Annotated in this window: 11 protein-coding genes; 2 read left to right on the top strand and 9 right to left on the bottom strand. The window is 59.1% G+C overall.

Annotated features, from left to right (window positions below; all coding sequences use genetic code 11):
• Positions 1-99: 99 nt before the first annotated feature.
• Positions 100-270 carry a hypothetical protein gene (locus BLR20_RS27855; RefSeq protein WP_162829248.1) on the bottom strand — a complete coding sequence of 57 codons (171 nt, stop codon included), beginning with the start codon at positions 268-270 and terminating at the stop codon, positions 100-102.
• Positions 271-435: 165 nt separating this feature from the next.
• On the opposite strand from BLR20_RS27855, the gene BLR20_RS17870 reads away from it, so the two are divergent.
• Positions 436-675, top strand: coding sequence for a hypothetical protein (locus BLR20_RS17870; protein ID WP_010433928.1), 240 nt, complete (start codon positions 436-438; stop codon positions 673-675).
• Here BLR20_RS17870 and BLR20_RS17865 read toward each other — a convergent pair whose 3' ends face one another.
• Together BLR20_RS17865 and BLR20_RS17860 are read right to left on the bottom strand one after the other, a co-directional pair.
• Complete coding sequence (locus tag BLR20_RS17865; protein ID WP_003406312.1) at positions 676-1299, bottom strand: flavin reductase family protein; 624 nt, start codon at positions 1297-1299, stop codon at positions 676-678.
• Positions 1300-1442: 143 nt separating this feature from the next.
• Positions 1443-1760, bottom strand: coding sequence for a hypothetical protein (locus BLR20_RS17860; protein WP_032614804.1), 318 nt, complete (start codon positions 1758-1760; stop codon positions 1443-1445).
• A gap of 179 nt (positions 1761-1939) precedes the next feature.
• Between BLR20_RS17860 and BLR20_RS26525 the strand changes: the two genes are divergently transcribed.
• On the top strand, positions 1940-2134 hold the full coding sequence (locus tag BLR20_RS26525) for a hypothetical protein (RefSeq protein ID WP_162091531.1): 195 nt from the start codon (positions 1940-1942) through the stop codon (positions 2132-2134).
• Between the two features lie 218 nt (positions 2135-2352).
• Here the strand turns inward: BLR20_RS26525 and BLR20_RS17855 are convergent, their stop codons facing one another.
• The 6 genes from BLR20_RS17855 to BLR20_RS17830 all read right to left on the bottom strand — a co-directional run bounded on the left by BLR20_RS17855 (position 2353) and on the right by BLR20_RS17830 (position 13057).
• Positions 2353-3678, bottom strand: coding sequence for an MFS transporter (locus BLR20_RS17855; RefSeq protein WP_054993321.1), 1326 nt, complete (start codon positions 3676-3678; stop codon positions 2353-2355).
• A 182-nt stretch (positions 3679-3860) separates the two neighbouring features.
• Positions 3861-5492, bottom strand: a complete 1632-nt coding sequence (locus BLR20_RS17850; RefSeq protein ID WP_054993328.1) for a J domain-containing protein — start codon at positions 5490-5492, stop codon at positions 3861-3863.
• 5 nt (positions 5493-5497) lie between these two features.
• The gene (locus tag BLR20_RS17845) at positions 5498-7192 is read right to left on the bottom strand and encodes a molecular chaperone HscC (RefSeq protein WP_032614806.1); all 1695 of its coding nucleotides are present in this window, start codon (positions 7190-7192) and stop codon (positions 5498-5500) included.
• A 166-nt stretch (positions 7193-7358) separates the two neighbouring features.
• Positions 7359-9734, bottom strand: a complete 2376-nt coding sequence (locus BLR20_RS17840) for a PAS domain-containing protein (RefSeq protein ID WP_074594912.1) — start codon at positions 9732-9734, stop codon at positions 7359-7361.
• Positions 9735-9958: 224 nt separating this feature from the next.
• Complete coding sequence (locus tag BLR20_RS17835) at positions 9959-11293, bottom strand: sigma-54-dependent transcriptional regulator (RefSeq protein ID WP_054993323.1); 1335 nt, start codon at positions 11291-11293, stop codon at positions 9959-9961.
• A 6-nt stretch (positions 11294-11299) separates the two neighbouring features.
• Entirely contained in the window at positions 11300-13057 is a 1758-nt protein-coding gene (locus BLR20_RS17830; RefSeq protein ID WP_010433903.1) for a sensor histidine kinase, read from the bottom strand.
• Between the last annotated feature and the right edge of the window lie 40 nt (positions 13058-13097).

Raw genomic sequence — 13097 nt, 5'->3', positions numbered from 1 at the left:
CCGCAAGTGTGGCGGGAGAGTCTGGCCAGTCTAATCCGATAGCTTGCTAATCGATAGCTGCCTTTGCGGAATGACGATGCAATTCACGCTGTGCGAGCCTCATCGCAAGGCGCTGAAGGTTGCGTCGGTTGGCACGCAATGACCAAACGTACAACTGGCGACCTGCGGGGCCTGGCGTGTCAGTTCGTTACGATAGGCTCCGGCGCTGTATACGGCCAATACCGCCAGAGCTCCTGCGACAACCATGCACTTTCTTGTTATTGCTTTCATGACGCACTCCTTACCTCGGCTACAGAGCAGTTTGAAAGGACTGATTAGAGTGTAGGACAAGGTTGGGGTTTGCGTTGGCTGTCGTCATCGCTGCATGCCGCGTGTCGGACGAGCCGAAAGACGCGCTAGAATTCGCGCTTTGACGTATTGGCAGGGTTGAGAGACATGGCACGCAAGGAATACAACGGGTTTGAAGTGGTCTCGGCAGTGATGCCGTCCGAGCAGGGTTACAACGCGGCGATCGCCGTTAAGGCACTGGGCGCTGGCGGCGCCCCGCGTTTCCATGCGCTGCTGCCGGACCAGAAATTCAAGACCGCCGATGATGCCGACCTCGCCGCTGTGCAAGAGCTGCAGCGGCTGGTCGATATTGATGCAGAGGGCGAACCGGTATGGCCTGAAGCCTGATCAGGCGCCTGGGCGGAACATCTTGAACAGCGCTTCCGGGCCGAGCTGGAAGTAATCCGCCGGGCCGCCGCCGCGCAGAATCGGCTCGGCGGCGGCAGTGTCGTAAACGCCGTCCTTGAGCAGCGACTTGTCGATGTGCACCGCCACCACCTCGCCCAGAATCAGCCAGCTGGGCACCAGTTCCTTGTCGGCGCGCTGCAATTGAATGATCTGCGTGACCTTGCACTCGAACGACACCGGCGTTTCGAGTACACGCGGTACCGAGACGATCTGTGAGGCCAGTGGTGTCAGGTTTGCCAGCTCGAATTCGCTGACGTCCGGTGCCACCGGCGCGCAGCTCTGGTTCATGGCTTCGGCCAGCGAGCGGGTCGCCAGGTTCCAGACGAACTCACCGGTCTGCTCGATATTATTGAGGCTGTCCTTGCGACCGACGCTGCAGAACCCGATGATCGGCGGCACGTAGTTGAACGCATTGAAGAAGCTATAGGGTGCCAGGTTGAGTTTGCCGTTGGCATCCTGCGACGAAATCCAGCCAATCGGGCGTGGGCCTACAATCGCATTGAAGGGGTCGTGCGGCAGGCCGTGACCCTTGGATGGCTCGTAGGAGTGAATAGCGTCTGACATGCTCGGTTCCTGATGGGCTCAATAGTGGATGTCAGCATAGTGCTGCGCATTTGCAGAGGATGCCAGAGCAGTGTGTGTGTTTCATCCTGAGCCAGACATAAAGAAGCCCGACATCGGCCGGGCTTGGGGTGTGGCGTGAGCGATCAGCCCAGACGATTGGCGCCTACGCGATCTGCACCGTCTGCAGCAAGACGATTGGCACCGACATGGTCTGCGCCATCGGCGGCCTGACGGTTGGCACCGACGCGGTCTGCGCCATCAGAGGCGAGACGGTTGGCACCGACGTGATCTGCGCCATCGGCAGATACGCGGATCGAACCTACGTTAGTGTGTTTGGTACCACCTTCAGCAACGATGGTGGAGCTGGACAGGTCGCTTTGAACGTTGGTAGCTGGAAGTGCAAATGCGCTCGAAGCCAGAACAGAGATAGCCAGGCCAAAGATCAGTGTGTTGGTTTTCATGATGATGTCTCCAATGAGTGTCGGGTGAGTTGTCATCCCGGTATGGAGGCAATGCTACGCGCCAGCGGATTATTAAGAAGTTAATAGGATTGCTAGCGATCATCGCTGAAAATGATAGTTGGCTGTAATGCGCTGATTTCGGGCCTTTCGGCGGGGAATGCATTATTGTGGTGCGATTCTTGAAAAGTCTTGTAATAAACGCTCTTGACAAATTTAAAGTACAGTTTATTCAAAGGGTTGTTGCTGAAAGTTGGCTAAATGGCGCACCGCTCTGTAACACTCTGTTGCAGGTCCTGGATGTAATTGATTGTTTTGGAGCGGCTGATGTATCAATGCGGGCGATGATATTGATCGTTGTAAGTGAGCCTGAATGACTCTTCTGCCTGCGCGGAGTCCTCAGCGTTATACACACGTCTCGATAAGCCCGAAAAATGGAGTGAACGGGGCGGCGATCCCCATTGCTCAAGAAGAGTCAGTCATAACGCTCTATTTCTGGAGGCTGTACCGGCCTCTTCGCGAGCAAGCTCGCTCCCACGAGATTTGTATATAACGATGAGAGCGGAGCTTGGGCACGAGAATCGTCGCAATCCGATCAGTCAGTTTCGATACGCGAGTGCTTGCGGGTATCTTTCATGAAGACATACACCGCCAGCGAGCAGGCAATACAAGCAGTGACGTACCAGTAGTAACCGGTTTCCATACCGATGCTCTTGAACCACAGCGCAATGTATTCCGCAGTGCCCCCGAATATCGATACCGTCAGTGCGTAAGGCAGACCGACGCCCAGCGCGCGGATCTCGGTCGGGAAAAGCTCGGCCTTTACCACCGCGTTGATCGAGGTATAGCCGCTGACAATGATCAGTGCTGCCATGATCAGGAAGAACGCCCCCCACCACGTCTGAATGGTATGCAGCGTGGTCAGGATTGGTACGGTACACAGCGTTCCCAGCACGCCAAACGCAATCAGGATCGGACGGCGCCCCACCTTGTCGGACAGTGCACCGATAACCGGCTGCAACAGCATGAACAGGAACAGTGTCGCCGCTGATATCGACGTCGAGTCGGTGATGCTCATGCCGACGGTGTTGACCAGGTACTTCTGCATGTAAGTGGTGTAAGTATAGAAAGCCAGCGTCCCGCCCATGGTCAGACCGACAACGGTCATCAATTCCTTGGGATGACGCATCAGTGTGCGCATCAGGCTTTCCTTGGGCTTTTCCTTCTTCTTGCGCGTGAACGACTCGGTTTCTTCCATGCCGCGACGCAGGAACAGCGCGACGATTGCACACAGGGCACCGATGACGAACGGGATACGCCAGCCCCAGGCATACAGCTGCTCGGTGGTCAGCGTCTGCTGCAGAACGATCAGCACGCCCAGCGCGATGAGCTGGCCGGAAATCAGCGTGACGTACTGAAAGCTGGAGAAGAAGCCGCGACGCTCCTTGGTGGCCATTTCACTGAGGTAGGTGGCGGACGTGCCGTATTCACCGCCAACAGACAGCCCCTGCAGCAAGCGGGCGAACACCAGCAGGGTCGGAGCACCGACGCCGATGCTTTCATAGCCTGGCGTCAGGGCAATGATCAGCGAGCCGAAGCACATCAGCAGCACCGATGCCATCAGCGCAGCCTTGCGCCCTTTGTAGTCGGCGTACAGCCCCATCAGCCAGCCACCGATAGGTCGCATCAGAAAGCCGACGGCAAAGATCGCGGCGGTGTTGAGTAGCTGTGCGGTGGTGTCGCCCTTGGGAAAGAAGGCTTTGGCGAAGTACAGCGAGAAGGCGGCGTAGACGTACCAGTCGTACCACTCGACCATGTTGCCGACCGAGCCACTGAAGATCGATTTGAGACGGCTGGAGGTGGTTTTCTGGCCAGCGGCAGTAGCAGCCGACCCATGGGAGGCGGGATTGGAAGTTTCCATGGTGTTCCTTGTTTTCATTATTTTTGGAAGGAGGCATTGGATGCCCTGCACGTTACATAGCAGGAGCTGTGCCACACCATGAGGGCTTGTTCTAGAGCGGTCGGGAGAATGTGATGAGCAAGAATCCGCTTATCTGCCGTATACGGGTAAGCGGATTCTTGCCGATAGGCGTGCGGATAGCGTCAATGGACGCGTGCAGGCCCGAAAGCAATCACTCCGATAACGAAGGCAAGCATCAGCCCCATGAGGATCATGATCCCTTTGAAGGTATTTCTGACGCAGTAGGCTTTTAAACTGTCCCAACCGCCGGTCCTGACGGCCAGGGCGTCCTGAAAAGCGCAAATTCGGTACGGCGACAGCACGATCCACAGCATTAGCACCACGCCCCACAGCGATGCCAGCACGGGGCCTTTCTTGAGGCAGACATAGCCCAGCGTGGCAATCGGAATGCCATGACGCAGCACCAGCGCCTGATAGCCGGGCCAGCTTAGATAATCGGGCAGCAGGCGCTCGCTCCAGCGCATGTCCAGCGGCTTGATACGTTCAGCGAAAGGTCGCCAGAACGACATGAATATGTAGATCACCAGCAGGAAGAATACGGGGACCGTCAGCGCAATTCCGGCTATCTCGTACCAGTTGGCGTTGGCCCTGGAGGGGTCCAGCGACGCCGTTGTCAGGATCACCAGAACGCCAAAAAAATAGGCTCTGAGATTGGGGTTGAATGACACCTGCTTAGGTAGCTTTCGCCAGGACTGCACATCTGACTCAGGAAATGCCTCCATTGCCTCCGGAAACCGATGTGTCAGGTCGGACGCAAGCTTTTCACAGGCTTGCCATAACGCTTCGTCGCCCTGCCGTGCCAGGCGCAGCCGCTCATCCAGGGGAGGCGGTTGCAGCAGCAGGCGCGCGGCAATCGCCTCAGGACTGTCCGCCGGTTCTTCGAGCAATTTCTGCTGACGTGCGATGAACGCTTTCTTCTCGCAGCGCTGGACAAGATTCATCCACAGTGAAAGTGGCCCGGCATAGACGTCATGTTTCTCATCCCAGCCGAAGAGACTGCTCAAACGCTCGAACAGGGCAGGGGACCAGTCATGGTTGTTGAGCAACAGCGTCATGACCCACTGTTCGAGCTGCTCTTGGCGATCGAATGATGTCAGCCATGGCTGTTGCCGGAGAGCCTTGAGCGCATCGAGAAAGGCGCGCTCTTCATTGCGTTCGAGCAGGGTATGAAACTGCTCGAGCGAACTGTCCAGTAGTGCCTGAGTCAGTCGGTGTGACTGGTGAACCCTGAGCTGCACTTTCTGCCAGGGTGTAAGCCAGTGCAGTTGCTCGACCGCCGCTTTGATCAGTGCCTGGTTGTCTTCAGGGTCCAGCAGGCAGCGCCTTGCCAGGTGCTGCTGGAACAGCTCATCGCAGCCCTGATCCTGTGCTATCCGACGTTGCGAATGCAGGTTTTCCGGTGTGGTATCACAAGCCTGTTCGTACCAGCTCAACTCTACCGCCGGCCGTACCGGAGGCTCATCCCTGTCAAACGTGGGCGGTGTCTGGCGATCTTCCGATTGTGCGACCGGCGTCTCGTGGCGCGGTGACAACTCATGCCCCTGACCCACAAATGGCCAGTCGTCACTGTCCCCACGGTCTTCTGTGACACGATTTTTTGCCCGGTTCAGTGCCTGCTCGTACGCATCGCGCAGTGTTTGAAAGGCGACCGGATCGTCGTCGGGCCGGGTGGTTTTCAGCAGTCTGGCGTATTGGCGTTTGATGCTGCGTTCGTCGGCATCGTGACTCAGATCCAGTACGCTCCAGCAATCCATCGCCGTCACCACTCACCTCGTTCGAAGCGGTCTGCTTGCTGTTCGAGCTGTTTGCGCAGCTCGTTGATCTGACGATCATCCTGGGTTTCCAGGACGCGCTGGAATTGCGCCGCCCAGACTCCGATGGTTTCGCGTGCCTCGCCCAGATACTCCTGATAAAGCCTCTCCAGGCGCGCCGTCAGGTGAGTATTGACCTGTTGTTCGCGGGGATGAACCTTGAGTGCTTCCAGTACCTTGAGTCGCTCACGAATTTCTGCCGGTGTCATGACACCGGGATTGTTCTCGATGACCAGTTTGTGATTTTCCCCGGTCATCGGGATTCGCACATCGGCTTCAAGCAGGCCGTTGTTGTCGTAAGTGAAGCGCACGTCCAGCTCGACCTCGCCAGCCTTGGCTTTTGGTACGGGAATGTTCAGTTCGCCCAGTGCAATGTTGTCTTTGACCAGGCGGCTTTCACCCTGAAAGATCTTCAGCAGGACGTGTTCCTGATTGTCGGCAATAGTGTTCACCGTGCGTACCCGGCTGACCGGTACCACACTGTTGCGCTCGATAATCGGAAGGTAATGCCCCGACTGGTAGCCGTTGAACACATATTGTGTGGTTTCGATACCCAGGGTGTAAGGGCATACGTCAGTCAGTACGACTTCTTCCAGCGCCGCATCGCGCTGTTTGAGTGCTGCCTGGATAGCAGCGCCTTGTGCGACCACTTCATCCGGGTTGAGCGTGAGGGCTGGAAAACGCCCGAACATTCCTGCGGCCAGTTTCCGGATCAGCGGCATGCGCGTGGTACCGCCTACCAGGAGGATCTCGTCCAGATCCGCCACGCGGATTTTTGCATCGCGCAAGGCGCGCTCGATGGGCGCACGCAGACGCGTCAGCAGAGGTGCAAACAGATCGCTTATCTGCTCTTGCGTGATTGTCTTGCGCCATTCGCGGTCTGCGTGGCGCAGCACGAAGTCGACACTGTTTTCCTGTCCCAGCGCCTTGCGCACGCGCTCGGCCTCACGCCGCAGCGAGGGAGTGACCTGCTCTTTGCCAGGAAAGTCTCGTTCATCGCGGTGCAGGGTCAGAAAGTGCTCTACCAACAAACGATCGAAATCTTCACCCCCCAGAAAGTTGTCGCCTGCGCTGGCACGTACTTCCATCACACCGTCGAAGAGTTCGAGGATCGAGATGTCGAAGGTACCGCCGCCCAGGTCGAAGACCAGAAACGAGGTTTCGCCTTCCTTCTGGTGGAGGCCATACGCAAGCGCCGCCGCAGTCGGCTCGTTGATGAGCTTCTCGACCTTGAGTCCCGCGAGCTCGCCGGCAATTCGCGTGGCTTTACGTTGAGCGTCGCTGAAATAGGCCGGAACGCTGATCACCGCTTCCGTGACAGGCTCGCCAAACGCGCGCTCGACATCAGCCTTCAGGCTTTTCAGGACTAGCGAGGACAACTCTTCCGGGCGGTAGGTCGCAGAGCCCAGGCGAATTTCCTGAGCGCTGCCCATGTAGCGCTTGAACAGGGCGGTGGTCTTTTCCGGGTGGGTCTGCAGGCGTTCGCGTGCCGCCTTGCCGACCAGGATCTGCCCTTCGTCGTCCAGTCCGACAACGCTGGGAGTGAGTGTTTCTCCCAGCGCGTTGGTCACCAGCTCGCTGCTGCCGTCGCGCCATACAGCCACCAGGCTGTTGGTGGTACCCAGATCAATACCGACGATCATCTCGAAAATGCTCCCTGCTCTAAGAGTACTGCGATGTTTTGCGTGATTTTGAATCAAGGCAACGGGTGTTGTCTTGGTTTTATGTGTCGGGAGTGCCGGGATTCACTCATGCGTATCAGGCATCAATGAATCCGGTGGCGTAATGGATTCATACGAATCCATACCATCAGTGTTCGCCGGTACGGCTCACGGCCTTGTGCAGAATTGCCGCCAGATCGTCTCTGGAATAGGGTTTCTGCAACAGATCAAAGCGGTGTGTTTCGTCCTGAGCGATCGTCGCGAACTCAGTGCTGTACCCGGTGGTAAGAACTACCGGCATCCACGGATAGCGCGCTTCGATTTCGCCATACAGCTCCAGACCGCTCATGCCCGGCATGGCGATATCCGAGAACACCACATGAAAGTTTTCCGGGTTGCCGGAAAGCTCTTTCAGCGCCTCGGCGGCACTGCTCACCCAGAGCACCTGAAAGCCAAGCTGCTCAAGCATGGGGCGCGTATAGGTGCCGATATCCTGATTGTCCTCGACCATCAGCACGCACAGTCCGGGCAATGGGGTGAGCGTAGGGTGATTGTCTTCCTGGACGACTTCGTGATTCTGTGCGCTGGGCAGGCACAGTGTGAAGCGGCTGCCTTTGCCCAGTTCGCTTTCAACCAGGACTTCACCACCCGACTGTTTGGCAAACCCGAATACCTGCGACAGACCCAGCCCTGTGCCCTGGCCGACACTCTTGGTGGTATAGAACGGTTCGAAGATCAGGCCCAGCTTATCTTTGGCAATACCCGCGCCGGTATCAGTCAGGGATACCTTCACATAGTCACTCTCGCCAAGTGAAGCGGGCTTATCTGCCGCATAGCAGGCAGCGCATTCAACCTTTATGACCAGCTTGCCTGCACCGGACATCGCATCGCGGGCGTTGACTACCATGTTGACCAGCGCAGTATCGAACTGGCTGCCGTCCGCAAAGATGAAGCACGGCCCGGCAGGCAGGTCGATGCTGACTTGAATACGCGCGCCGGTAAGCGTGTCCATCATCTCGCCAATACGCGCCACGCTCTTGCACACATCGAACACTTCCGGCTGCAAGGCCTGACGTCGGGCAAACGCCAGCAACTGACCGGTCAGGCGAGCTGCCCGGTCGACGGTGCTGGAAATGGCCTCGACGTACTTCACACGACGAGACTCTTCAAGGTTCGGCGATTTCAACAGATCGCTGCACGAGCGGATCACCGTCAGCAGGTTGTTGAAGTCATGTGCCACGCCGCCAGTGAGTTGACCGATGGCCTCCAGCTTCTGCGCCTGATGCAGGGCGTCCTGCGAGAGCCGCAACGCTTCATTGGCTTCTTCCTCGGCCTGAATGTCACGGCCGACGGCATGGATGAATTGCTTGTCCGGCACGGCAGTCCAGGAGATGGTCCGATATGAGCCGTCCAGATGGCGATAGCGATTCTTGAAGTGGGGAATAGTGCGGCCGCTCTCGAGCCCGCTCATGGCGGCCAGTGTGCTGCTCACATCTTCAGGGTGCACCAATGCCAGAAACTGGCCGTCGAGCAGTTGTTCTTCCGACCAGCCGAGGGCTTGCGTCCAGGCCGGATTGACCGCCGAGATGATCCCGTCGAACTGCGCCACGAGCATCAGGTCGGTCGACAGCCGCCAGATACGGTCACGGTCCTGGGTGCGTTCGACCACGCGTTGTTCAAGCGTTTCGTTGAGCGAAAGCAGTGCTTCTTCAGCGTCTCTGAGCTGGGTCATGTCCCTGGAAACACAGAGGATCTTCTCCGGCTTGCCATCCTTGCCGAAAATCGGGCTGACCTGCACGTGCCACCACTTGGTGGTACCGGCCATGGTCTGCGCCGAGCCGGTAAAACTGGCGTTGTGACCCGCCTTGGCAGCCTCGACCGCAGCGATGGCGTCCAGATTGCCCTGGTCTTGCCAGAAGTCAGGCCAGGGGCAGCCGCGAATCGCGTTGAAATCGCTGACTTCCATGATTTGCTGACCGCCTTCACTCATGAAGGTCAGGCGCGAATCGAGGTCCAGCACCTTGATACAGTCGTTGATGCTCGACAGCACGCGGTCCGTGAACGCTTCGCTCTCCGACTGGCGGACTTCTGCCATGACCTGCAAAGTGGTCTCGTTGACCCGGCAGAACACGCCCTCGATGAGGCCGCTATCGCCATACAGCGGCGAGTAGGACAGCGACCACCAGGTCTTCTCGGGCTTGCCATTACGGACGATGGTGCGCTGAATATTGTCGGATCGGCGGCTTTGTCCGGCCAGCGCCTGCTCGGCGAGCGGCCGCACGGCTTCCCAGGCATCGCCCCAGATCGAGGCAATGGGCTGCCCCTGCGCCTGTTGTGCCGCAATAGGCAGGACCTGAGCGTAAGCGTCATTGAAAAACAGAGTGTAGTCAGGGCCCCAGAGCAGGTACATGCTGTCAGGGCAACTGAGCATCAGATTCATTGAAGACAGTAGCGCTGCGGGCCATGCTTGCTTCGGTCCCAGCGCGGACGTCGACCAGTCCGTCTCTCGGATAAACCGACCCATTTCGCCGCCTCCCAATGGGAGGTCGAGGGGAGTATTCACGGTAGAAAATGCCCCATCTTTCGGACTGTCAAAGTGAGCTGAATAGCCATGCGGGCATGATGTCATTATGCCTCGCAAGTATCCAGCCATCACGACCTCATGTAGCCGTGAACAGTATGCAGACCCGGCGCTGCTGGAAATGTTCGGTTATCGCCGGAACAAGCTTTAAGGAATGTGCACAGCCTTCATTCGAGAAACATTTCGCGTACCAGAGCATGGCGTTGCATCTTCTCGTTCAGCGTCCGCCGTGGCAATTGCAGTTCATTGAGCACCGCCTTGATGTCGCCTTTATGACGGGCCAGCGAAGCGCGCAGACATTGCGCTTCGAAGGCTTCCTGACGCGCCGCCAGCGAATGCCCCGGCCATTGAGTATCAGGTTGCGGCGGGGCTTGCTCCAGACCCAGGGCCTGCCGCTCGGCGGCATTGGCCAGCTCGCGCACGTTGCCTGGCCAGTCATGGCCGAGCAACCGGCTCAGGTGCGCTGCGTCCAGCGCTGGCGGCTCCCGGCCCACGCGCTCGGCGGCGGCGCGGGCAAAGTGGCTGAACAGTTGCGCAATGTCTTCGAGGCGCTCGCGTAACGGCGGCAAGCGCAGCTCGGCAACGTTGAGGCGGTAGGCCAGATCTTCGCGGAAACGCCCGGCACGCGCCTCTTCGAGAAGATCGGGCTTGGTCGCGGCAATGATGCGCAGGTCGACGTCGATGCTCTGATTGGAGCCCAGCCGCTCAAGGCGCTTGTCCTGCAGAACGCGCAGCAGCTTGACCTGCTGCGCCATTGGCATGCTTTCGATTTCATCAAGGAATACCGTGCCGCCGTCGGCATACTCCAGGCGACCGATGCGCTTGCCCTGCGCGCCGGTGAAGGCGCCGCTTTCGTGGCCGAATAACTCGGCTTCGAACAGATGCTCCGGGATGGCCGCGCAGTTGAGTGCAACAAAAGGTTTGGCGGCGCGCGGCCCGAAATCGTGCAGGCAGCGAGCGACCAGTTCCTTGCCGCTGCCGGTTTCCCCGCGAATGATCACGTTGACCGGCAGTTGCGCCAGTTCCAGCACCTGGCGGCGCAGGGCCTGCATGCCCGGCGATACGCCGAGCAGAGTGGCGTCCAGCCGGGTTCTGGCATCGGCCTGCTCATGCAGGCGGCGGTTTTCCAGCACCAGCTGGCGTTTCTCGAGGGCGCGCCGCAGGTTGCTGATCAGGGTTTCCGGGCTGAAGGGTTTTTCCAGAAAGTCATAGGCTCCTTCGCGCATCGCTTCCACGGCCATCGGCACATCGCCATGGCCGGTGAGGAGGATGACCGGCAGGTCGCGGTCTGCACCTTGCAACCGGGTCAGCAGCTCCAGACCGCTCATGCCCGGCATGCGCACATCGGTCAGCACGACGCCGGGGAAGTGCTCCGGTATGTGTGCCAGGCACTCTTCGGCGCGGGCGAAGACTTGCACCTCGAACCCCGACAACGTCAGCCATTGTTCGACGGCTTGCCGAATGGGCGCCTCGTCGTCTACCACGATGACCGAATTCAACATGCCGGGTCAGGCCTCCAGAAAGTCGTTGGGCAAGCTGAACCGGAACTCGGCACCGTCCGCATGGTTTTGTGCCGTCAGTTGCCCGCCCAGTTCATGAATGATGGCGTAAGACACCGCGAGGCCAAGGCCCAGGCCGTCGCCTACCGGTTTGGTGGTGAAGAACGGATCGAAAATGCTGGGCAGATTCTCCGCTGCGATCCCGCTTCCGTTGTCCCTGACGCTGAGCCGCCACTGGTTGTCGACGGCATCGATACGCACTTCAAGGCGCTTTGAGCGGCATTCGCGCATGGCGTCCAGTGCATTGCGCAGCAGGTTTATCAGTACCTGCTCCAGGCGGATGGCGTCGCCGCGCACCCATGCCGGGCGTGACAGATGGAGGACGCAGTCGACGTGTTCTTCACGCAGGCGCGGGTCAAGCAGCAGCAAGGCCTGATCGACCACAGTGGCCAGGTCCAGCCTCTCGCGCAGGCCGCTGGGGCTCTTGCGCGCGAAGGTTTTCAGATGGCTGGTCAAGGCGGCCATACGTGTCAATTGCTGATCGACGGGAACCAGCGCTTTGCAGGCTTCATCGATTCGGCCCTGATCGAGCAGCAGGCGCAGGGTCGCCAGTTGCATACGCTGGGCCGTCAGAGGCTGGTTGATTTCGTGGGCCAGCGCTGCCGACATCTGCCCCAGTGCCGCCAGTTTGGCCGACTGCACCAGGCCGTCCTGCGCGGTCTGCAGATCACGCGTGCGCGCTTGCACCAGACGCTCCAGTTCATCCCGGTTGCGCTCCCTCAGTCGCGCCAGTCGCCAGCGTTGATAGAGAAACAGGCCCAGAAATACCAGCGCCAGCCAGATGCCCGCAGCGGCCAATCCTGCATTGCGAACGTCTTCGCTGGAGGCGGGCGGCTTGCGCAACAGATGCAGGGTCCAGTTTTCGTCCGGAAGGGGCAGCGACTGCCAGAGATAATCCGTGGTGCCGTACGGACCTTCGACACGGCTCAGATGACTGTTTTCGCTGAAGCTGTCGATGACCCGGCTGCGCAGCGGTGACAACACCTTCTTGTCGTACTGGCGGGTGCGCAACAGGTTGGCACGGTCTTCCACCGAGATCGGCAGCAGCTCGCGATAGCGCCAGTCCGGTTGATTGGCGATGAATACGATGCCTTTCTCATCGCTGACCAGCAGCAGATCCTCACCCTGATTCCACTCTTGCTCAAGGCTCGGGAACTCCAGCTTGACGACCATCGCCCCCATGAACCCACCGGTATCACTCAATACCGCGCTGGACAGAAAGTACCCGGGAATCCCGGTGGTCACACCCACCGCGTAAAAGCGCCCGGTGCCCTTGGCGCGGGTTTGCAGGAAGTAGGGTCGAAAAGCGTAGTTGTGGCCGACATAGCTATTGGGCGTGCGCCAGTTGCTCGCGCCAATCGCCAGACCATGCAGGTCGAGCAACTCCAGCGTCGACGAATGAGCCGCGCTGTTGATTTTTTCCAGCTTGAGGTTGAGAGCGTTCTGCACCTCACCGGTCACCGGGCCGCTCAGCGCGGCACGAATTTCCGGGTCCAGCGCCAGGACGGAGGGCAGGGCGCGATAGCGCTCGATCAGGGTGTGCAGGGTGTTGGCATACAGTGCCAGCTGTCCTTCGGCACGCGCGGCATCTTCCGACATTGCGTGACGCTGGGCCTGACGCATCGCGAGCCCGGCGGACAGGGCCGCACCGGCCAGGATCAGCAGCACGTACAGGGTAATGCGCCAGTAGCGATGCTTGAGCGTCATATCTCAGCCTGATCGGACCCTGCTGGCGCGTTCCCGGGCG

This window comes from Pseudomonas congelans, assembly GCF_900103225.1.
GTDB lineage: Bacteria > Pseudomonadota > Gammaproteobacteria > Pseudomonadales > Pseudomonadaceae > Aquipseudomonas > Aquipseudomonas congelans.
This window is presented reverse-complemented; position numbering and strand designations above follow the sequence as displayed.

What these genes read in the sequence shown, in the direction of transcription:
- BLR20_RS17855 (WP_054993321.1), bottom strand. Translation starts at nt 3,678, where the DNA reads ATGGAAACTTCCAATCCCGCCTCCCATGGGTCGGCTGCTACTGCCGCT.
- BLR20_RS17860 (WP_032614804.1), bottom strand. Translation starts at nt 1,760, where the DNA reads ATGAAAACCAACACACTGATCTTTGGCCTGGCTATCTCTGTTCTGGCT.
- BLR20_RS27855 (WP_162829248.1), bottom strand. Translation starts at nt 270, where the DNA reads ATGAAAGCAATAACAAGAAAGTGCATGGTTGTCGCAGGAGCTCTGGCG.
- BLR20_RS17865 (WP_003406312.1), bottom strand. Translation starts at nt 1,299, where the DNA reads ATGTCAGACGCTATTCACTCCTACGAGCCATCCAAGGGTCACGGCCTG.
- BLR20_RS17870 (WP_010433928.1), top strand. Translation starts at nt 436, where the DNA reads ATGGCACGCAAGGAATACAACGGGTTTGAAGTGGTCTCGGCAGTGATG.
- BLR20_RS17835 (WP_054993323.1), bottom strand. Translation starts at nt 11,293, where the DNA reads ATGTTGAATTCGGTCATCGTGGTAGACGACGAGGCGCCCATTCGGCAA.
- BLR20_RS17830 (WP_010433903.1), bottom strand. Translation starts at nt 13,057, where the DNA reads ATGACGCTCAAGCATCGCTACTGGCGCATTACCCTGTACGTGCTGCTG.
- BLR20_RS17845 (WP_032614806.1), bottom strand. Translation starts at nt 7,192, where the DNA reads ATGATCGTCGGTATTGATCTGGGTACCACCAACAGCCTGGTGGCTGTA.
- BLR20_RS17850 (WP_054993328.1), bottom strand. Translation starts at nt 5,492, where the DNA reads ATGGATTGCTGGAGCGTACTGGATCTGAGTCACGATGCCGACGAACGC.
- BLR20_RS17840 (WP_074594912.1), bottom strand. Translation starts at nt 9,734, where the DNA reads ATGGGTCGGTTTATCCGAGAGACGGACTGGTCGACGTCCGCGCTGGGA.